The following is a 19,820-nucleotide window of genomic DNA, read 5'->3' as shown; positions in this document are numbered from 1 at the left end:
CGAGGGGAGCTCTGCTACACTGCGCGGCCCACGTGACCCAGGTCATGGTGCAGCAAAGGAACCGCGGTGTTACGGCGGACGTTGTTCACCCCTGTTGAACTGGCCTGGAGAGGCCTCGTTAACCCTGAACCACGAGGTGCGTTCACACGATGGAAACAGAGTGCGAACGGGGCTCCCCGCCTACGAAAGCGCCCCGGCAGGGGCCTTGGGGGCCGCCAAGACCCTCCATGACCCCCATCGGGGCGCTTTTCCTTGTGAAGAACTTCACGAAGTTTTCCGACGGTCCGTCGCGGGACGTGGCGCGGTGCGCCCGTTATGCCACGGACAGGGCGATTCCGTCGAGGATGTCGTGCTCACTGACGACGACCTCCCGGGCCCCCGTGCGCTCCATGATCTCCAGGAGGACCAGGGCTCCCGCGGCGATGACGTCGACCCGGCCGGGGTGCATGACGGGGATCGCGGCCCGCTCGTCATGGGTCGAGGTGAGCAACCGGCCGGTCACCTCGGCGACCTGGTCGTAGGAGATCCGCGAGTGGTGGATCTTCGTGGAGTCGTACTCCGTGAGCCCGAGCGCGATGGCGGCGACGGTCGTCACCGATCCGGCGAGCCCGACGAGGGTACGGGCCTCGGTGATCGGCACCGTCCTCCCGGCCAGGTCGAGCGCGGCCCGGATGTCGGCGCGGACGGCCTCGATCTCGGCGGCCGCCGGCGGATCGCTGCGGACGTGCCGCTCGGTCAGGCGTACACAGCCGATGTCGACGGAACGGGCCGCCTCCACGTGCTGGTTGCCGACGACGAACTCCGTGGAGCCGCCGCCGATGTCCACGACCAGATAGCGGTCGGTGCCGTGCAGCTCGGCGGTGGCGCCGGTGAAGGAGAACTCCGCCTCCTGGTCGCCACTGATCACCTCGGGCTCGACGCCCAGGATCTCCACCACGCCGTCGACGAACTCGTCCCGGTTCTCGGCGTCCCGCGAGGCGGAAGTGGCCACGAAGCGGAGCTTCTCGGCGCCGAGTTCCTCGATGACGGCCGCGTACGCGCGGCAGGCCGCGAAGGTCCGCTCCAGGGCCTCGGGCGCGAGCCGGCCGGTCTTGTCGACACCCTGGCCGAGCCGGACGATCGTCATCCGCCGGTCCAGCTCGATCAGCTCACCCGTCTCGGGGTGGACGTCGGCGACGAGGAGGCGGATGGAGTTCGTCCCGCAGTCGATGCCCGCGACCCGGGTCATTCGGCCGCCCCCTTCTCCGACTTCTCCGCGCACGGCGTGACGCAGGGCCCCTTGGCCCACCACTCCGGCAGCATCGCGATCGCCTCGTCGCCCAGCGGGTTGACCCCGGGACCGGCGGCCAGCGAGTGGCCGACCAGGACGTGCAGGCACTTCACCCGGTCCGGCATGCCGCCGGCGCTCGGGAAGCCCTCCAGGACCTCGATGGCGTCGCGGCGGGCGATGTAGTCCTCGTGCGCGGCCCGGTAGGCGGCGGCCAGCTCCGGGTCGGTGGCGAGCCGGGCCTGCATCTCCTTCATCACGCCGTTGGCCTCCAGGGTGCCGATGGCGGAGGCGGCGCGCGGGCAGGTCAGGTAGTACGTGGTGGGGAACGGGGTGCCGTCCGGGAGCCGCGGCGCGGTCTCCACGACGTCCGGGTTGCCGCACGGGCAGCGGTGCGCGATGGCACGCAGACCCCGGGGCGGGCGGCCGAGCTGCTCCTCGAAGGCGGCGACGTCCGCCTCGGTGGGCTCGGTGCGGGCGGTCTGCGGAGGGGGCGTTTCCATGCGTGCGTCTGTCTTCTCGTCGAGGGGCGGTTCGGTGGGTGGTGCGGTGCGCGGCGCGGTCGGCCGTGCGGTGTGCCGTCACACCATCATCTCGCGCCGCCGCGTCAGCGGGGCGCGTCGGCGCGGTCGACGCCGTTCCAGAGACTGGAGTACCAGGGGGTGCCCGCCTCGGACTGCTCGGCGCGGCGGGCGCGCTCCGCCTCGGGGTCGTTCACGGTGAAGCCGGTCTCGCCGGGCATGACGTAGTGCAGATGCTCGCGGGCGAGGCGGCGGACGTACGCCGGGTCCTGGAGCCGGGCCTTCTCGTCCCTCAGCTGCTCGACCCGTTCGGCGGCCTCGGCGGCCTGGCGCTCCTGTTCGGCGATCTCGCCCTGCTGGGAGACGTACTGACGCATGGGGTAGGCGAGCGCCACCACCAGCGAGCAGACGACGAGCGCGAGGAAGGCCGCGCGGCCGGTGAGCCGGGAGCGGCGGGCCTGGCGGCGGGTCTGGGAGCGGTAGACACGGGCGGCTGTCTGCTCGCCGAGGAGCCTGATCCTGGTCGCGGTCGAGAACCGGTCCCCGGCCATGTGCGTGCCTCCCCTTTACGTACGTACGTCCCCGCACACGGTACGGGACCGGGTGCGGGGACGTAGGTAACCGGGCTTTCTGCGGGATCAGCCCTTGAAGCGCGGGAAGGCGCTACGGCCGGCGTACACGGCCGCGTCGTCGAGGATCTCCTCGATGCGCAGCAGCTGGTTGTACTTGGCGACGCGCTCGGAGCGGGCCGGGGCGCCGGTCTTGATCTGGCCGCAGTTGGTGGCGACGGCGAGGTCGGCGATGGTGACGTCCTCGGTCTCGCCGGAGCGGTGGGACATCATGCACTTGAAGCCGTTGCGCTGGGCCAGCTCGACGGCGTCCAGGGTCTCGGTCAGCGAACCGATCTGGTTGACCTTGACCAGCAGGGCGTTGGCGGAGCCCTCCTCGATGCCGCGGGCCAGGCGCTCCGGGTTGGTGACGAACAGGTCGTCACCGACGAGCTGCACCTTGGCGCCCAGCTTCTCGGTGATGGCCTTCCAGCCGGCCCAGTCGTCCTCGAACAGCGGGTCCTCGATGGAGACCAGCGGGTAGGAGGCGACGAGCTCCTCGTAGTACTCGGTCATCTCGGCGGCCGAGCGGGACTTGCCCTCGAACTCGTACGAGCCGTCCTTGTAGAACTCGGAGGCGGCGACGTCGAGCGCCAGCGCGATGTCCTTGCCCGGGACGTAGCCGGCCTGCTTGATGGCCTCGAGGATGAGGTCGAGCGCGGCGCGGTTGGAGTCCAGGTTCGGGGCGAAGCCGCCCTCGTCGCCGAGGCCGGTGGACAGGCCCTTGGTCTTCAGGACGGACTTGAGGGTGTGGTAGACCTCGGTGCCCCAGCGCAGCGCCTCGGAGAAGGACTCCGCGCCGATCGGGGCGATCATGAACTCCTGGATGTCCACGTTGGAGTCGGCGTGCGAGCCGCCGTTCAGGATGTTCATCATCGGAACGGGCAGCAGGTGCGCGTTCGGGCCGCCGAGGTAGCGGAAGAGCGGCAGGTCGGACGCCTCGGAGGCGGCGTGCGCGACGGCGAGGGAGACGCCGAGGATGGCGTTGGCGCCGAGCGAGGACTTGTCCGGTGTGGCGTCCAGGTCGAACATCGCCTGGTCGATCAGGCGCTGCTCGGTGGCGTCGTAGCCGACGAGCTCCGGGCCGATCTGCTCGATGACGGCCAGGACGGCCTTCTCGACACCCTTGCCCTGGTAGCGGTTCGGGTCACCGTCGCGGAGCTCGAGGGCCTCGAACGCACCGGTGGACGCACCGGACGGAACAGCAGCACGGCCGGTGCTGCCGTCGTCGAGGCCGACCTCGACCTCGACCGTGGGGTTGCCTCGGGAGTCCAGGATTTCCCGGGCTACGACGACGTCGATGGACGGCACGAGCATCTCCTTCTGGGATGTGAAGCTAGATGTGACGCATGCGGTGCAGGGTCTCTTTGGCCTTGCGACAAGAGCCTAACCGGCTCCGGGGCTCCGGCCAGCCGGGCGCCCGCCCGCTGGGACGAAAAAGGACCCAAGGGCATGCATCTGGGGACGAACGACCTCAGAACTACTGGACGGTAACGGCGCGTGGGCCAGCCCGTGGGGCGTTCTCGGGTCCGGAAACGCGCGGAACCCCGGTCCGGCGCGCACGGGGGAAGGGTGCGCCGGGCCGGGGTGGTCACCGCGGGAGGGTCGTAGGGGCGCGACGCCCCCAGGGGCCCGTGTGAGCCGCCGGGCTCACGCGGGCCGCCGGACTCACTTCAGGTGAAGCTGCTGGCCCGGGTAGATCAGGTCGGCGTCGTCGACGATGTCCTTGTTGAGCTCGAAGAGCTTCGCCCAGCCGCCCTTGACGTCGTGCGCGGCGGCGATCTTGCTCAGCGTGTCACCGGCCACGACCTTGTACTCGCCGTCACCCTTCGCGACCTTCTCGCCGGTCGGGGTGGTGACGGTCTTCTTCGGCTCGGCCTTCTTGGACGCGGCCTTCGGAGCGGTGCGCTGCTCGCTGCGGGTCGTCGGCTGCTCGGCCTGGCGCTCCTGCTGCGCGGGGGCGGCCTGCTCGGCGGAGCCGCCGTCGTACGAGGCGCTGGAGAGGCCCACGCCGCAGCTCGGCCAGGCACCCTTGCCCTGGCCGGCCAGGACCTTCTCGGCGATCGCTATCTGCTGCGACTTGGAGGCCTGGTCGGCGGTCGAGGCGTACGCGGTACCGCCGTAGGCGGCCCAGGTGGAGGCCGAGAACTGCAGGCCGCCGTAGTAGCCGTTGCCGGTGTTGATGGACCAGTTGCCGCCGGACTCGCACTGGGCGACGGCGTCCCACTCGGAGGCGGTGGCGGCCGAGGCGGACCCGGCGGTCATCAGCGGGGCGGCGACGGCGACGCCGGCGACGCCGACGAGCGCGACGGCGCGGGTGGCCTTGGAAGCACGACGGTGTTTGCCCTTGCCGGAAAGCAGCATGCGATTTCTCCTCACCGACGCCTGCGAGGTGAGCTGTCGGGTTCGGACCAAGTGAGTTGTCCGGCCGCGTGCCTCAGCACGCGGCTCCACCCCAAGCCGGCCTTCCGTCCGTCTGTCTCGACGGCCGGGACCGGCGCTTACCTTGGGTCCCCCGCTCCTGCCTTCGGCGCTTGCGCGACGACTGTTCCCATCAACCGACGGCAGGATTCGGCGTTTCGGTCGACGGGGCCCGCGGTGGCGAGCGGTCACGACCGTAGGCACAGACCCCCACGAAGTTCAAAGACGTCTATTAGGGAGAAATCGCCCTTACTTGCCCTCGGCCGAACAGCGTTTGCGCAGGTGAGAGGTGACGGGAGCAAAGTTTGCGGACGTGACACGCCGACGGCGGCAAAGAGACCCATATCTCACTTGCCCAGAACCGGACATATAGCCCCGAACTACCCCTGCGCGGGCGCGGTTTCGGGCGTCAGGTCGAGGCTCTGACCAGGGAGGATGAGATCCGGATCGCCGCCCACCGTCTGGCGGTTGGCGTCATAGAGGGCGGCCCATCCGCCGGGGAGCTCGTTCTCCTGAGCAATCTCGGTGAGGTTGTCTCCGGGCTTGACGGTGTATTCGTCCACAGTGCCCTGAGTGTCCGTATTCTCCGAACCCGCGCCGGCGGTCACATCGCCTGCCGACCCGTCAGCTCCATCGGACGGCGAGGCGTGCCGACCGGTTTCGCCAGTGCTGTCCGTATTGCCCACCTCTTCGGGGGCGGCGTCGCCACGGTGCTTGCCGGTGCCGGGGACGGCCGGGGCGGACGGCGAGAGGGACGCCTCGGGGGCGGTGGGGGAAGGCGTGCCGGTGCCCGTCGACGCGTCCGGCGTCGTGGGCGCGGTCGGGACGGTCTCGGGGGTGGTCGGGGCGGCCGGGGTGGTGGGAACGACCTCGGGGGCCGTCGGGGTCGCCTCGGGGGTCGTCGGGGCGATCGGAAGGCCCGTGGTCCGGTTCGACTCCTCGACCGGACCCGTGGGCTCCGTCGGCACGACGGGCGGACCCGGGTCGACCTCGGGAGCGGTGCCGTCGTTCGTCAGGCCGGCGATCGGGGCGCAGGTGTCCCATTCCGTGCCGCCGGCGGCGAGCGCCTTCTCGGCCACCACGATCTGCTGCGCACGGCTGGCCAGGTCGGCGCTGGACGCGTACGCGAGGCCGCCGTGCCGCTCCCAGGTCTCCTGCGTGAACTGGAGCCCGCCGTAGAGCCCGTTGCCGAAGTTGGCGCTCCACAGGCCGCCCGACTCGCACTCGGCCACCCGGTCCCAGGTGGCGGCGTCGGCGGCGGAGGCGGAGCCCGCGCCGAGCAGGGGCAGCGCGAGGGCCGATCCGGTCACGCCTGCGGCGACGACGATGGCGGGGGCCTGGCGGGGTCTGCGGTGACGTCCGTTCCCGGAGCGCATGCGGAATGCCTTTCGCGTGACGGCTGAGATTGACGGTGAACGTAGCGGCATTCGAACGTCAGTCACAAGTCGATGCAGCGGAGATCACGTAAAAGTCACAGTCTTGACGGAGCGTCAGCGGACAAGGGGGTCGAACTCCACCGGAAGCGTGCGCAATCCGCGCATGATGAGCCCTCCTCGCCACCGCAGATCGGCGGGATCCACGGCAAGTCGCAGGTCCGGCAGCCGAGTCAGAAGGGTGGCGAGGGCGATCTGCCCCTCCAGCCGGGCGAGCGGAGCGCCGATGCAGTAATGGATGCCGTGCCCGTACCCGAGGTGCTGGTTGTCGCGCCGGGACAGGTCGAGGGTGTCCGGCCGGTCGAACCGCGCCGGGTCGCGGTCGGCGGCGGCGAGCACGACGAGGACCGGATCGCCCGCCGGGATCTCCTGCCCGCCGATGGTCAGCGGCTCCATGGCGTACCGCCAGGTGGCCAGCTCGACCGGCCCGTCGTAGCGCAACAGCTCCTCGACCCCCGTCTCCAGGAGTTCCCGCTCCCCCGCCGCGAGCGACACCTGGAGCCGCTCCCGCTGATCGGGGTTCCGAAGCAGGGCATAAAGACCGTTTCCTACCAGATTGACCGTGGTTTCGAAGCCGGCGAAGAGCAGGATGAAGGCCATCGCCGCGGCCTCGTTCTCGGTGAGGTGCTCCCCGTGGTCGGAGGCCTTGATGAGTCCCGAGATCAGGTCGTCACCGGGATCGAGCCGCTTGCGGTGGATCAGCTCCGCGAGGTACCCGCGCATCTTCTTGACCGACCGCGCGACCCCGCCGCGCGGCCCTCCGCCGTGCCGGATCATCATCCCGGCCCAGTCACGGAAGTCGTCCTGGTCCTCGCGCGGGACGCCGAGCAGGTCGCAGATCGCGTAGATGGGCAGCGGGAAGGCGAACTCGTGGATGAGGTCGGCACTCCCCTTCTCCGCGAACCCGTCGATGAGCCGATCGGTCAGCTCCTGCACCCGGGGCGCGAACTCGGCCACCCGGCGCGGCGTGAACGCCTTCGACACCAGCCGCCGCAGCCGGGTGTGATCGGGCGGATCGATGTTGAGCAGATGCGTCATCAGCTCGGCCTTGCGCTCCCCGGGGATCCCCGTCTTCCCCTTGGCGTGCGCCGGCTCGTCGTGATGCGCGGGGTTCTTCGACAGCCGCTGGTCGGCGAGGGCCTGCCGCGCGTCGGCGTACCGCGTCACCAGCCACGCCTCGACCCCGCTGGGCAGCTTCGCCCGGTGCACGGGCGCGTGCTCGCGCAGCCAGGCGTAGGCGGGGTACGGATCGGTCGCGAACTCCCAGGTGAAGAGCGCGGGGGCGGCGGAGGAGCCGGGGGCGGAGGGCTGGTCGTGCATGGCCCCGACAGTAACCGCCGGCCCTCCCCGCCCGGTCGGCGACCACGGGTGTGTCCGTCCGCGTCCCTGGCGTGGAGATCCGGGATTAGATGCTCCCGTGGACGCTCAGTTGCTCAGAAGCACGTTCGCCGTCGTCGAGAGACGCGCGGAGCATGCCGTCACCTTCTTCTACGCGCACCTGTTCTGGCACAACCCCGGCATCCGCGAGCTGTTCCCCGAGGACCTGCGGCCCCAGCGCGACCGGCTCTTCGCCGCGCTCACCCATGTGGTGAACCGGCTGGAGGACCCCGGACTCGACGGTTATCTCACGCATCTGGGGCGCGATCACCGCAAGTTCCTCGCCGCGCCCGTTTTCTACGCGGCCGTCGGGAGCAGCCTGGTCGCCGCGTTCGCGCACGCCGCCGGGGCCGCGTGGAGCGTCGAGGCCGAGAAGGCGTGGACCGAGGCGTACGGGCGGATCGCCGACCTGATGATGCGCGGGGCCGAGGAGGCGGCGGGGCGGGGCGAGCCGCCCTGGTGGGACGCCGATGTCGTCGCGCACGCGCGCCGGGGCGTGGACCTGGCCGTGCTGACCTTACGGCCGCGGCAGCCGTTCCCGTACCGGCCGGGGCAGTACGCCGGCGTCAGCTCGCTGCGGGTCCCCCGGGTGTGGCGGACGTACTCGCTCGCCAACGCGCCCCGCGCGGACGGGACGGTGGACCTGCACATCAGCCAGGTGCCGCGCGGCCTGATGAGCACGGCGCTCGTCACCGGGACGCGCGCGGGCGAGACGCTGCGGCTCAGCGCCCCCGGCGGTGCGCTGACCGCACGGACCGAGCCCGGCGCCCCACGGACCTATGTCGCCGCCGGCACCGGCTGGGCGCCGGTGAAGGCGCTCCTGGAAGAGGTGGCGTCACGGGAGGACGGCACCGAGGCGCGGCTCTTCGTGGTCGCGCGGGCGAAGGAGTACCTGTACGGGCGCGAGGACGTAGAGCTCCTGAAGGAACGGATACCCGGGCTCCGCGTCACGTACATCACCTCCGCGCCCCACCACCCCCGCGACCAGGCGACCGAGCGGCTGATCCACGCCCTGCCGGCCTTCGGGAACTGGCCCGGGCACGACGTCTATCTCGCCGGGCCGCCCGGCTTCCTCCACGAGGTGACGCCCGTCGTGGAGGACCTGGGCACCGACCCGGCGCGGATCTTCCACGACCGACTTCCGGCCGCGGGCCGGCTCGACACCCGCCCGGCCGGCCGAGCCGAGTGGCTCATCGAGCCGCCGGCCCTCTTCTGGCACGACCCGGAGGCCCGGGACCCGCGCGGGGCGTGAGCGGCGGCGGTCGGGGCCGGCACCGGACGTGAGTGACGGGGCCGGGAGGCCCACCCGCCCCGAGCGGTCGGCGCCCTGGAGGGCACCCGCGCCGGACGTGAACGGCCGGACGGAGCCGAGCCCACACCGGCCCTGAGCGGCCGGCGCCCCGGAGGGCCGGAACGCGCACCCGCCCCGAGCGGCCGGACGGCCGCAGTCCCGGGAAGGCGGCACCCCCGGAGGCCCGGGGCCCTCTCACCCCGTGGCGGCTACAGGCCCTCCGCCGCGCGGATCGTGTCGCGGTAGGCGCGGGCGGCGGCCCGCAGCGCGGCCTCCGGGTCGACGCCGTCCGCCTCCGCCTGTGCGGCCAGCGCGAGCAGTTCGTAGCCGATGCCCTCACCGGACGGTGGCTTCACGTCCAGTCCGGCGGTCCGGACCCGGCCCGCCAGCTTCGCGGCGAGCGCCAGGCCGGGCTGGCCGAGCGGCACCCCGTCCGTCACCGAGTCGCGCTGCTTCTCGATCGCCTTGGTGCGGTGCCAGTGCGCCTTGACGTCCTCGGGGGTCTCGGCGGTCGCGTCGCCGAAGACGTGCGGGTGACGGTGGATCAGCTTCTCGACGATCGTCCCGGCGACGTCGTCGACCGAGAAGGGCTCCTCCTCGTGCTCCTCGGCGATCCGGGCGTGGAAGACGACCTGGAGCAGCACATCCCCCAGCTCCTCGCGCAGCTCGTCGCGGTCGCCGTCCTCGATCGCCTCGACGAGTTCGTACGCCTCCTCGATGCCGTACTTCGCGAGCCCCTTGTGCGTCTGCCGCGAGGACCACGGGCACTCGCGGCGGATGCGGTCCATGACCTGCACGAGGTCGAGGAGGCGGGCGCCGGGCAGGTCGTACGAGCCGGGCAGCAGCTCCAGGTCGGGCATGGCGACCCGGCCCGAGCCGGCCAGCCGGGCGAGTCCGTCCGTCAGCGCCTGGTCGCCCTCGCCGGAGGGCAGGACGACGACGGTCCGTCCTCCGGCGCAGGCGTCGACGAGGTCCTGCGCGTCGGGACGGGCGTGCTCGACGGTGATCCCGGCCTCCCGCAGATACGGCAGCTGGGGGTGGTGCTCGTCGGCGCACACCACCCGGTCGGCGGCGTGCAGCGTCTGCCACGCGGGCCAGGACAGCAGTCCGGGGGCCACGCGGTGGCTGGCGGTCAGCAGGACGACACGACCGGTCTCGACGGGTGCTTCAGCGTTCACCCTTCGACCTTACGCGGGGGCGCGTACGCCTTACGCCCCCGCCTCCAGGGCCTGGGGGTCCTGGCTGATCTGCCGCAGCCAGGGCGCGGTGTAGGTGCCGAGCTGGATCTTGTCGTTGTCCCAGGCTCCGAAGCGCGGGTTCACGTCGATCTTGAGCGCCTTGGAGGCGGTGGTGAAGACCTCGGTGAGCTTCTTCTGGCCCTCGGGGGTGTTCGAGATGCCGAGCTTGGCGGCGATCTTGTTCATCAGGACGGTGCGGCGGACGACCGCGTCGATCTGGTCGGGGGCGACGCCCTGCTGCTGGAGCAGCATCCCGGCGAGCTGTGCCTCGCCGCCGCTCTGCTTGGCGAACTCGCCCCGGGCCTTCTGGATCTCGCCGCGCCCCACGCTGATCCCGTGATCGGCGGCGACCCGGTCCACGACCCGGTCGAAGATCATCACGTTGAGCTTCTCGCGGCTGAGGTCACCGGTGGCCTTGATCAGCTCCGCCGCATGCGGCGACCTCTGCTGGGCGGTCCGCACGTCCCGCACCTGCGCCTGGAGGCTGGACACCTCGATCCGCTCACCACCGACGACGGCGGCGGCCCCCGGGTGGGCGTCACTGCCGCAGGCAGCGAGCAGCGGGGCCACGGCGAGAAGCGCGGCGGAGACGGAGAGCGCAGTGCGGCGGTGCAAAGGAGCCTCCCGGCGTGGGTCGTGCGTACGTAGAACGACCTTGCGATGATCGATGGTAGGCAGTCGCCGTGGTCTGGGCCACTACTTCGAAGCGACTGTCTCAGTTGATTCGGTCAACGACTCACGCGTTCGGGTGGTGTCGGGTCGCAACATGATCGTCCGGGAGACCAGGAACGTCACCGGGACCGCCGCGGCGGCCGCCAGGAGAGGGGCGTAGCGGGTGTCGAGGCCCGCGATGTCGACCATGAGGTAGATGCCGACCGTGGTGATCACGAAGTTCGCCGCGTTGGTGAGCGGGAAGAGCAGGAACTTCCGCCAGGTGGGGCGGGTGCGGTACGTGAAGTACGAGGTCAGGAAGAACGAGCCGACCATGGACAGCAGGAACGCGGCGACGTGCGCGGCCAGGTACGGCATCGCCCGCATGAAGAGCAGATAGAGGCCGTAGTACGTGGCCGTGTTCACGACCCCGACCAGCGCGAAGCGCACCACCTGCCAGGTCACCGTCATCGCCGTACGAGCTCCTCCGGGCGCCGCTGCCGGGCGGGCACCCCCACGTTCGTCGCCTTCACCAGGAAGTGCGGGCGCCGCTTCACCTCGTAGTAGATCCGGCCGACGTACTCCCCCACCAGCCCGAGCATCACCATCTGGACGCCGGCGAGCGCCGTGACCGTGACGAGCAGGGTGACGTATCCGGGGGTGTCCACACCGTTCACCAGCGCGACACCGACGATCCAGGCCGCGTACGCCAGCGCCACCGAGACCAGGATCATTCCCAGATAGACGGCGGCCCGCAGCGGCTTGTTGTTGAAGGAGAGAAGGCCGTCGAGTCCGTAGTTGAGGAGCTTCCCGAAGGTCCATTTCGAACGGCCCTCCTCACGCACCGCATTCTCGTACTCGAATGTGGTGGTGCGGAATCCGACCCAGGCGAAGAGGCCCTTGGAGAAACGGTTGTACTCGGTGAGTTCGAGGATCGAATCGACGGTACGGCGGGAGAGCAGCCGGAAATCGCCGACCCCGTCCACCAGCTCGACGTCCACCAGCCGGTTGATCGCCCAGTAGTAGGCGCGGGCCGTGACCGTACGGGTCACCCGGTCGCCGGTTCGGGTCCGGCGGGCGATGACCTGGTCGTATCCCTCCGCGTGCAGCGCCACCATGCGGTGCACGAGCTCCGGCGGATGCTGGAGATCGGCGTCCATGATGACCACGGCGTCGCCCCGGGCGTGCTGGAGGCCGGCCAGCATCGCCGCCTCCTTGCCGAAGTTGCGGCTGAAGGAGACATAGCGGGCGCGGGGGTCGGAGGCGGCGATCTCCTCCAGGAGCGGGAGCGTACGGTCGTGACTTCCGTCGTCCACATAGACCAGCTCGAATTCACCGTCGAAGCGGGAGAGTTCGGTGATCACATGGTCGTGGAATCGGCCGATGATCTCCTCTTCGTTGAAGCACGGAACCACAATCGAGAGCAGCACGGAGGAAACGACAACCGAGCCGGATGGCGTCGGCGGATTCGCGACGTGGCCGCGAGACGACCATTGAATGAACTGGCCGCGGTCGCCCACGATTTCGTGTTTCGTACTGGCATATTCGAACCACCATGAAGATCCGGACCCAGCGGGCCGCCGTCACCGCCATGGGACGCGCCGCCGGCCTCGCCGCGTCGCTCACCGTGCTCGCCGTGTGCGCCGGGGACGCCGTCGCCCGCGCCTTCCCCTTCGGGCCGCGCCGGCGCGGCGTCAACGACCTGGCCAACCAGTTCGTCCCGTACCACGCCCACCTCTGGGACCTGCTGCACGGACGCGGCGACGGCGGGCTGCTGCTCAACTGGAGCTCCGGCTGGGGCACCGGCTTCCTGCCCGACCTCGGCACCTATCTGACCAGCCCGTTCGCCCCGCTGGTCGCGCTGTTCCCGCGCCAGGACATCGAGTACGCCGTCTACGCCGTCACCGTCCTGAAGATGGCGGTGGCGGCCGCCGCGATGGCCGGCGTGCTGCTCCGCACACGCCCGGGCGGATGGTGGGCGGCCGGGCTGCTCGGCGCCTCGTACGGCCTGTGCGGCTGGGCCGTCGCCGAGGCCACGTACAACCCGATGTGGCTCGACGGGCTGATCGCCTTCCCGCTGCTGTGCCTGGTGGGCGAGTGGGTACGGGAGGGCCGCCGACCGCTCCTGGGGCCGCTGGTCGTCGCCGTTTGCTGGGTCGCGAACTTCTACACCGCGTACATGGCCACGCTCGCGGCGGCCCTGGTGCTGCTGGTCCGGCTGGCGGAGACGGACTCCTTCCGGGTACGGGTGGTGGGGCGGGCGGTCGTGACGACCGGTCTCGGCGTCGGGCTCGCCGCGCCCGTCCTCGTCCCCGTCCTCCTCGGCTCCCGGCACGCGTATCCGGGCGTCACCAGGGAGTTCGTCCCCGCCGACTGGCCGGACTTCCTCGCCCGGCTGCTTCCGGTCACGTACAGCTACTCCACCCCGGCGACGTTCGTCTTCACCGCCGTGCCGCTGCTCGTCGGGTCGCTGCTCCTGCGCCGGGACGTGGTGCGACGGGAACGGTGGCTGTGGGTGGGCCTGGTGGCGACGGTCGCCGTGTCGATGCAGTGGGCGCCGACGCATCTCGCCTGGCACGTCTTCGCCACCCCCAACGGCAGTCCGTACCGGCAGACGTTCGTCCTCACGGGAGTCCTCGTGCTCGCCGCCTGGACCGGTCTCTCGCGTGGCCTGCCGGACCGGCGGGCGCTGCTCGGCGGAGCGGGCGTGATGGTGCCGATCGCCGCCGCGGCCCTGTTCAGCCCCCTGGTGAACGGCTGGGCGCTGCTGCTGCTCGGGGCGGGGTGCGCGGCGGTCGTCGGGGCGCTGTTGCTGCCCCGGCGTGGGCGGTACGCGCTCGTGGCGGCGGTGCTCCTGTCGGGGGCGCTGGTCGGACAGGCGGCGGCGACGACCGCGTACGCCGACCGGAAGCGGCTCGCCCACCTCGACGACTACCCGGCGTACGGCGCCGAGCACGAGCGCCGGGCCGCGGCGCTGGCGGAGGCCGACGGCTGGCCCGTGTACCGGACGGACTCGGGGCTGCCCAGGGTCGCGGGGAACGATCCGCTGCTGCTCGGCGGGCAGGGCGGCGCGTACTACAGCAGCCACACCCCGGCGGTGCTGACGCGGACCGTGGCGGCGCTGGGCGGCGGCTGGACCTCGCGGGGGCGGAACCTGCTGAGCCTGGACAATCCGGTGACGGACGCGCTGTTCGGCGTGGGCGCGCGGTGGCGGGACGGCGATGTGGTCCGGGCGCAGACGGTGCTCCCGCTGGTGACGGTACGAACGGAGGGCGCCGGGCCGCCGGTGTATGGGCCCTCTCCGTTCCGCAACCAGGAGCTGCTGCTGGGAACCCGCGTGTACGAGCTGCCGGGGTCCGGGGTCTGCCCGGTCGGCAGCGAGGTCTTCCTCTGGGCACCGGACTTCACGGGTACGGCCCGCCTCGGGGAGCGTGCGGTGGACCTCCTGGGCGGGCAGCCGAAGAGACGGGCGGCGATGGTCTCCCTGGGCATACAGCGGACGGCGGGCGAACGCCCGGCCCTGACGGGCCGAGGCCCCCGGGGCGAGGTCGGCTGCCTGGACCGGTCACGGCTGGCGACGGCGGTGACCGCCCTCCGCGCCACCGCTCCGACCTCGATACGGGTCACGGACAGCGGCATCCGGGCCGAACTCCCCCCGGGTACACGGGGGACGGTCGTGGTGGCGGCCCCCCGGATCGCGGGCTGGCACTGCGACGGCCGCCCCGCGGAGTCGTACGGCGGCCTGGTGGCAGTCCGTACGGACGGCGGCGCGTCGGTGAGCTGCGCCTTCCGGCCGCCTGGGCTGCGGGCGGGACTGTCCGTGGGGGCGGCGTCCCTGATCCTGCTGGCGCTGTCGGCGCTGCCGGCGTTCGGAACCGTGGGGGGCGGGCGTTCTGCCGGGGGCGCACGGCGGAGCGGCGCTTCGGGACAGGAACGCCTTCCGCCGGCGTACGCCAGGTGTCCCGACGCTCGGTGATGTCATCCCTGGTGGCGGCGGATCGGGCGTTCGCGCCCGTCTCCGCGCCGCCGTCGCCTCGGGCACGGACCTCAGGCGGGCTCCGTCTGCGCGACGCCCCACGCCACCGCCAACGGCACCCCGCTCACCGTGTGGCCCTGCACAGGTTCGGAGTCCCAGCGCTGGCGCTACGAGAACGGGCTCATCGTCCACAAGGCGAGCGGCAGGGCTTCTAGGCCGCTAGGGCCGTCCGGTCGCGGGTACACCGAAGGGGCCGGACCGGGCAGGTCCAGCCCCTTCGGTGCGGGTGGCGTCAGTTCTTGACGGGCTCCAGGCAGAGGACGAACTTCTCGTAGTCCCACTCCTGCGCCAGCGCGGTCATCTCGCCGCACTTGTTCACGTCGAAGGTGCCCTTGTGGACCTTGGTGACCTTGTAGAGGTCGGGCGCCTTGTCCGTGCACTCCTTGGTCTCGACCTTGGGGTCGTCGTCCGGGCCGGTCACGGAGATGCAGTCGCCGGCCTCGGCGTGCGTCGGGAGGTCGCCGCTGATGGCCGCGTAACCGAACTTCACGCCGAGGGCGACGACGATCGCCACGACGACGCCCAGGATCTTCTTGCCCAGGCCGCCCTTCTTCTTCGCGGGCTCGACGGGCCCGGCCGGCTCGGTGGGCGCGAGCGGCTGGTCGGGGGTCTGCTGGGGCGGCGTGGTCATGAAGGATTCCTTGGGGACGTGTACATGATCGAACGCGTACGCTACATCCCGCGGAACGCGCAAAACGGACTCCGCTCCTCCGCTCCCGAATCAGATGCGGAGTCGTGATTCTGCCGGTCCGTCAGCCCTTCGCGCCCTCCTGCACACGCTCCTACGCCCCCTCCGCCACGGCGGCCGCCCGCTGAGCCTCGAAGTTCCGTGCGTACGCGTCGAAGACGGCCGCGTCCTCGTACTTCAGCATCGCCTCGTCGTTCACCTTGAGCGCCATACCCGTGTACGTGTGGCTGCCGGTGAAGACGATCTTCTTGTTCGCGCCCCCGAGGTACGTGCCCTCGATCAGCAGGTACTTCGTGTGCGTCCCCGTGCCGCCGCGCTCGTCGTTGTGGAGCTGGTGCAGGGTGATGCGGCCCTTGGCGGTCGGCCTGGTCAGCCAGTCGGCCACGCGCAGGGGGAACTTCTCCGCGTCGATCGGCCAGTTGTCGAGCTTGCGGTAGACGATCTCGACGTGACAACCGGCGTCCGCGAGCGCCCAGAGCTGCTCGGCCACCTCGGGGCGGGTGATGTGACCCTGGGCGATCCGGATCCTCGTCCGGCCGTCGGAGGTGCCGACGCCCGGGTCGTTGCCGTGACAGGCGGCCGCGGTGCCGACCGGCTGGGCCACCGTCTTGAGGACGTTGACGACCACGTCGGTGGTCGACCGCGGGAAGAAGTAGACCTTGGCCTTGCCCGCCTGCGTGGTCTGCGGGTAGTCGTCGACCTGCGGCCTCTCCTCGGCAGCGGCCCCGGCCTGGTCCGCGAAGTACGCCGCGTACGCGTCGAAGAGCTCCTTGTTGCCGGCCACCGTCATCGCGTCGTTCCACAGCTTCGTGCGGTCCGGCTCGATGAGGTTGCCGGACGACTGCACGACCACGTTGTCCACCGGCACGGTGCCATTGCCCTTGGTACGGGAGAACAGGAAGTACTTGTTGTGGTTGACGTTGGTGTACCAGCCGTCCGGGTCCGTCGACGTGGTGCCCGGGTCCTTGGCGAGGCAGGCCTCCTCCGCCTTGCAGATCCGGACCCAGGACTCCCCGCTCAGCCCGTTCTTCAGGTTTCCGACGGCCGAATAGCCGGCGGTGTCGTTGTCCAGGACGACCTGGACGGTGACGCCGCGCGCGTGGGCGGCGAGCAGCCGCTCGGTCAGCCACTGTGACCCGTAGAGATAGAGGGACATCCGGATGGACGACCCGGGCTCCGCTCCGTCGACGAGCCGCCCCAGGTGGCTGAGGATCCGCCCTTCGGCGGTCGCGTCGCCCGACGGGTCGTTGAACACGGCGCCGGTGGTGACCGCCACGACCGGCTCCGCGCTCGCCGCCGGTGTGGCCGCCAGCAGCGCGCCCAGCGCGAGGGAGGCGGCCATCGTCTTGAAGCTGCGTCTCCGCATGGTCACTTGGCCTCGTCCGTGTTCGTACGGACGACGTAGGTGCACACCTGCACACCCGCGTCGCTGGTGACCGTGGAGGCCAGCCGGAGCGTCCGCAGCCCGCCGTCCGCGGGGAAGATGCTCTTCCCGCCGCCGAGGAGCACCGGCATGATCATCAGCCGGAGCTCGTCGGCCAGGCCCTCGCTCAGGAGAGTGCGCGCGAGCGTGGGGCTGCCCATGACCAGAAGGTCGCCGCCCTCGGCCGCGCGCAGTTCGCGGATACGGGCGACGGCCTCGGCGCCGGGCACGAGCCTGGTGTTCTGCCAGGTCAGGTCGGACTCGCCGAGCGTCGTCGACACCACGTGCTTGGGCAGCGCGTTCAGCCGGTCGGCGAACGGGTCGCCGGCCCGCTCGGGCCACGCCCCGGCCATCGCCTGCCACGTCCGCCGTCCGAAGAGCAGCGCGTCGGCCTTCGACAGCGCCTCGTCGAAGGCGCCGCCCACGACCTCCGGGTCAAAGAACGGGTGCGTCCAGCCACCGTGGGCGAAGCCGCCGTCGGTGTCCTCCTCGGGTCCACCGGGGGCCTGCACGACGCCGTCGAGGCTCATGAACTCATTGATGACGATACGCATTGGGACTGGCTCCTCTTCGTTGCACGGCTACGGAGGTGGGGACGGCCGGGCCGGGCGAGAATCATCGCCCGGCGGTCGATCTTGGTGGTGATCCGGGTCACACCCTCAGCCGAAGGGGCCCATCTCCTGCTGCCGGGCCAACGCCCGCCGGAGGTCCGCCGGGAGGGCGTGGTACGGGCCGTAGGCGCGCTCGGTGTCGTAGAGCAGGGCCCGCAGATGCTGGTGGGCCGCCGTGTGGTCGCCCATCGCCAGCAGAAGGTTGCCGATCCGCCTGCGGATGTCGAAGGCCCGGGCCTGGTCCGCGCCGTTGTCGACGTACGGCAGCAGTGCGCGGTACTCCGCCAGCGCCTCCGCCGTCTCGCCGAGCTGTTCCAGGCACTGGGCCGCGTCGTAGCGGAACTGGAGGGTCTGCGGATCGGCCGGTCCCGCCTCCGCCGTACGGTCCTCGGCGAGGCGGCGCAGCTCCGGCAGGGCGCGGCGGTACTGGCCGTCGTCCATCAGGGTCGTCGCGTACTGCTTGCGCAGGATGCGGACGACGGGCGAGTGCTCGCCGTGCTCGGCCGCGGCGGCGGGCAGGATGCCGCCGAGGATGTCGACGGCCTGGGTGATCGAGCCCTCGCCGAGCAGCCGCTTGACCTCGTCGACGGCGGCGGCCACGTCCGGGCGGGAGACGGGCGGTGCGACGGGCGGCGCGAGCGGTGGCGGCGGGGCGGAGGCCCGGTCGGGCCAGGGCGCGTGCGGGCGCAGGAAGGGGCGGGTCGGGTCGAGCGGCCCCGCGGGGGCACCGCGCGCGGGCAGCAGCGGGAGCAGGGCCTCGTACACCTCGTGCGCGCCGGACGGCCGGTGCTGGGGGTCCTTGGCGAGCAGCCGCAGGACGAGCGCTTCCAACGCCTGCGGCACCTCGGGCCGCAGCCGGCGGACCGGCACCGGCGGCTCGTACAGATGCCGGTGCAGCACGCCGAGCGCGGTGGAACCGGCGAAGGGTACGTTCCCGCTGAGGAGTTCATGGAGCAGGACGCCGAGCGCGTACAGGTCGGTGTACGGGCCGACGGCGCCGCCCATGGCCTGTTCGGGCGCCATGTAGGCGGGGCTGCCGATCGGCGAACCGGTGTGGGTGAGGCGGGTGGTGTCGGTGTCCAGGACGGAGGCGACACCGAGGTCGAGGACGGTGACGCTGCCGTCGGGGCGCACCATCACATTGCGCGGCTTGAGGTCGCGGTGGACGATCGGCACCGCGTGCACGGCGGCGAGCACCGCGCACAACTGGGCGGCGACGGAGACCGCCCAGGGCCAGGGGTACGGGTCGTGCTCGGCGAGATGGTCGGCCAGGTCCGCGCCTTCGACGTACTGCATGACGAGGTAGAGGTCGTCGCCGTCGTTGCCGGCGTCGTGGACGGTGACCAGGCCGGGGTGGCCGACCTGGGCGGTGACCCGGCACTCGCGGACGAAGCGGCGCCGGATCTCTTCGGCGGCGGTGGCGGCGGCCATGTAGTCGGGGCGCAGGAGCTTGACGGCGACCCGGCGGTCGAGCCGTCCGTCGTACGCCGTCCAGACCTGGCCCATGCCGCCTTGGCCGATCATCGCGGACAGTTCGTAACGGCCGCCGATGACGCGTCCGTTCACTTCCCCTCGTCCTTACGGAGGAGGTGGCTGAGCTCGTCCAGCTCGGCGCGGACCTGGTCGATCCGGTGGCCGGCCTGGGGCGGAACCTCCAGCGGGGGCGGGGTCTGCGGCTGCGGCTGCGGCTGCGGCTGCGGCTGCGACAGGGGCTGTGACTGCGGCTGGGGGTACGCGGGCGGGTAGCCGTAACCGGCCTGGTGCCGCGGGACCGTCGTCGCGTACGGCGGATAGGGCGCCGCGCCCGCCGGCGGCCCGAGGCGGACCTTGTCGTGGCGGATGTCGGCGACGAGGAAGTACGCCGTGAACGCGATGGCGTTGAGGATGATCAGACCCACGGCGATGTCCGCCTGCGTCGTCTCGACGTTCTCGGGCAGCAGGACCCCACCGGTGATCATGACGGCCACCGAGACGCCGCAGAGGATCCAGTCGAGCGTGCGGCGGGTGACGACGGCCAGCCGGAGCATCGTCGCCCAGGTCAGGAACCCGATGCTGAGCAGCGGAAGCACGGCGAAGAGGACGCGGAGCACGACGACGGACGCCGGAAGGGCACGCGGAGGTGGCGGGGGCACATGGCCGGGGCCGTACATTCCTGCTCCTGCTCGAAAGGGTCGGTGGCGGAGACGAGCGTATACACCGACACGGACAACGGCCTCCAGGTTGTACGGAACCGTTGCCGAACCGAGCACCGGCGG

General features: G+C 71.4%; 18 protein-coding genes and 1 riboswitch. Of the genes, 2 read left to right on the top strand and 16 right to left on the bottom strand.

The annotated features are described in order from the left end of the window. Positions 1 to 313 precede the first annotated feature (313 nt). The 7 genes from ABZY12_RS11820 to ABZY12_RS11790 form a co-directional block, all read right to left on the bottom strand. Entirely contained in the window at positions 314 to 1,228 is a 915-nt protein-coding gene (locus ABZY12_RS11820) for a Ppx/GppA phosphatase family protein (RefSeq protein ID WP_356889145.1), read from the bottom strand. Next, on the bottom strand, positions 1,225 to 1,770 hold the full coding sequence (locus ABZY12_RS11815) for a DUF501 domain-containing protein (RefSeq protein ID WP_356889144.1): 546 nt from the start codon (positions 1,768 to 1,770) through the stop codon (positions 1,225 to 1,227). The genes ABZY12_RS11820 and ABZY12_RS11815 overlap by 4 nt, the downstream gene beginning before the upstream one ends. A 104-nt stretch (positions 1,771 to 1,874) precedes the next feature. After that, complete coding sequence (locus ABZY12_RS11810; RefSeq protein WP_356889143.1) at positions 1,875 to 2,339, bottom strand: septum formation initiator family protein; 465 nt, start codon at positions 2,337 to 2,339, stop codon at positions 1,875 to 1,877. Positions 2,340 to 2,426: 87 nt separating this feature from the next. Beyond that, entirely contained in the window at positions 2,427 to 3,713 is a 1,287-nt protein-coding gene (gene eno, locus ABZY12_RS11805) for a phosphopyruvate hydratase (RefSeq protein ID WP_356889142.1), read from the bottom strand. Between the two features lie 351 nt (positions 3,714 to 4,064). Next, a complete protein-coding gene (locus ABZY12_RS11800; RefSeq protein ID WP_356889141.1) occupies positions 4,065 to 4,760 on the bottom strand; it encodes a transglycosylase family protein in 696 nt (231 codons plus the stop codon). A gap of 3 nt (positions 4,761 to 4,763) precedes the next feature. After that, positions 4,764 to 4,939, bottom strand: a riboswitch (cyclic di-AMP (ydaO/yuaA leader). 258 nt (positions 4,940 to 5,197) lie between these two features. Beyond that, on the bottom strand, positions 5,198 to 6,193 hold the full coding sequence (locus ABZY12_RS11795; RefSeq protein WP_356889140.1) for a transglycosylase family protein: 996 nt from the start codon (positions 6,191 to 6,193) through the stop codon (positions 5,198 to 5,200). A gap of 114 nt (positions 6,194 to 6,307) precedes the next feature. Continuing rightward, positions 6,308 to 7,570: a cytochrome P450 gene (locus ABZY12_RS11790; RefSeq protein WP_356889139.1), complete on the bottom strand. Its 1,263-nt coding sequence runs from the start codon at positions 7,568 to 7,570 to the stop codon at positions 6,308 to 6,310. 97 nt (positions 7,571 to 7,667) lie between these two features. On the opposite strand from ABZY12_RS11790, the gene ABZY12_RS11785 reads away from it, so the two are divergent. After that, positions 7,668 to 8,879: a globin domain-containing protein gene (locus ABZY12_RS11785; protein ID WP_356889138.1), complete on the top strand. Its 1,212-nt coding sequence runs from the start codon at positions 7,668 to 7,670 to the stop codon at positions 8,877 to 8,879. Between the two features lie 248 nt (positions 8,880 to 9,127). Here the strand turns inward: ABZY12_RS11785 and ABZY12_RS11780 are convergent, their stop codons facing one another. From ABZY12_RS11780 to ABZY12_RS11765, 4 genes are all read right to left on the bottom strand, one after another. Continuing rightward, positions 9,128 to 10,096: a nucleoside triphosphate pyrophosphohydrolase gene (locus tag ABZY12_RS11780; RefSeq protein ID WP_356889137.1), complete on the bottom strand. Its 969-nt coding sequence runs from the start codon at positions 10,094 to 10,096 to the stop codon at positions 9,128 to 9,130. A gap of 30 nt (positions 10,097 to 10,126) precedes the next feature. Further along, positions 10,127 to 10,771: a SurA N-terminal domain-containing protein gene (locus ABZY12_RS11775; RefSeq protein WP_356889136.1), complete on the bottom strand. Its 645-nt coding sequence runs from the start codon at positions 10,769 to 10,771 to the stop codon at positions 10,127 to 10,129. 81 nt (positions 10,772 to 10,852) lie between these two features. After that, entirely contained in the window at positions 10,853 to 11,278 is a 426-nt protein-coding gene (locus ABZY12_RS11770) for a GtrA family protein (RefSeq protein ID WP_356889135.1), read from the bottom strand. Continuing rightward, positions 11,275 to 12,237, bottom strand: coding sequence for a glycosyltransferase family 2 protein (locus tag ABZY12_RS11765; protein WP_356889134.1), 963 nt, complete (start codon positions 12,235 to 12,237; stop codon positions 11,275 to 11,277). Before ABZY12_RS11765 ends, ABZY12_RS11770 begins: the two co-directional genes overlap by 4 nt. A 125-nt stretch (positions 12,238 to 12,362) precedes the next feature. On the opposite strand from ABZY12_RS11765, the gene ABZY12_RS11760 reads away from it, so the two are divergent. Continuing rightward, positions 12,363 to 14,783: a YfhO family protein gene (locus tag ABZY12_RS11760; protein ID WP_356889133.1), complete on the top strand. Its 2,421-nt coding sequence runs from the start codon at positions 12,363 to 12,365 to the stop codon at positions 14,781 to 14,783. A gap of 292 nt (positions 14,784 to 15,075) precedes the next feature. On the opposite strand, the gene ABZY12_RS11755 is transcribed toward ABZY12_RS11760, so the two are convergent. The 5 genes from ABZY12_RS11755 to ABZY12_RS11735 all read right to left on the bottom strand — a co-directional run bounded on the left by ABZY12_RS11755 (position 15,076) and on the right by ABZY12_RS11735 (position 19,715). After that, on the bottom strand, positions 15,076 to 15,474 hold the full coding sequence (locus tag ABZY12_RS11755) for a hypothetical protein (RefSeq protein ID WP_356889132.1): 399 nt from the start codon (positions 15,472 to 15,474) through the stop codon (positions 15,076 to 15,078). Between the two features lie 151 nt (positions 15,475 to 15,625). Continuing rightward, positions 15,626 to 16,897: a phospholipase D-like domain-containing protein gene (locus ABZY12_RS11750; protein ID WP_356889131.1), complete on the bottom strand. Its 1,272-nt coding sequence runs from the start codon at positions 16,895 to 16,897 to the stop codon at positions 15,626 to 15,628. A 2-nt stretch (positions 16,898 to 16,899) separates the two neighbouring features. Further along, positions 16,900 to 17,508 carry a dihydrofolate reductase family protein gene (locus ABZY12_RS11745; RefSeq protein ID WP_356889130.1) on the bottom strand — a complete coding sequence of 203 codons (609 nt, stop codon included), beginning with the start codon at positions 17,506 to 17,508 and terminating at the stop codon, positions 16,900 to 16,902. Positions 17,509 to 17,613: 105 nt separating this feature from the next. After that, a complete protein-coding gene (locus ABZY12_RS11740; protein ID WP_356889129.1) occupies positions 17,614 to 19,131 on the bottom strand; it encodes a serine/threonine-protein kinase in 1,518 nt (505 codons plus the stop codon). Continuing rightward, positions 19,128 to 19,715, bottom strand: coding sequence for a hypothetical protein (locus ABZY12_RS11735; protein ID WP_356889128.1), 588 nt, complete (start codon positions 19,713 to 19,715; stop codon positions 19,128 to 19,130). Before ABZY12_RS11735 ends, ABZY12_RS11740 begins: the two co-directional genes overlap by 4 nt. Positions 19,716 to 19,820 lie beyond the last annotated feature (105 nt).

Source organism: Streptomyces sp. NPDC006551 (genome assembly GCF_040611675.1).
GTDB lineage: Bacteria > Actinomycetota > Actinomycetes > Streptomycetales > Streptomycetaceae > Streptomyces.
The sequence above is the reverse complement of the archived record's forward strand: the minus strand, read 5'-3'. Positions and strand labels throughout refer to the sequence as shown.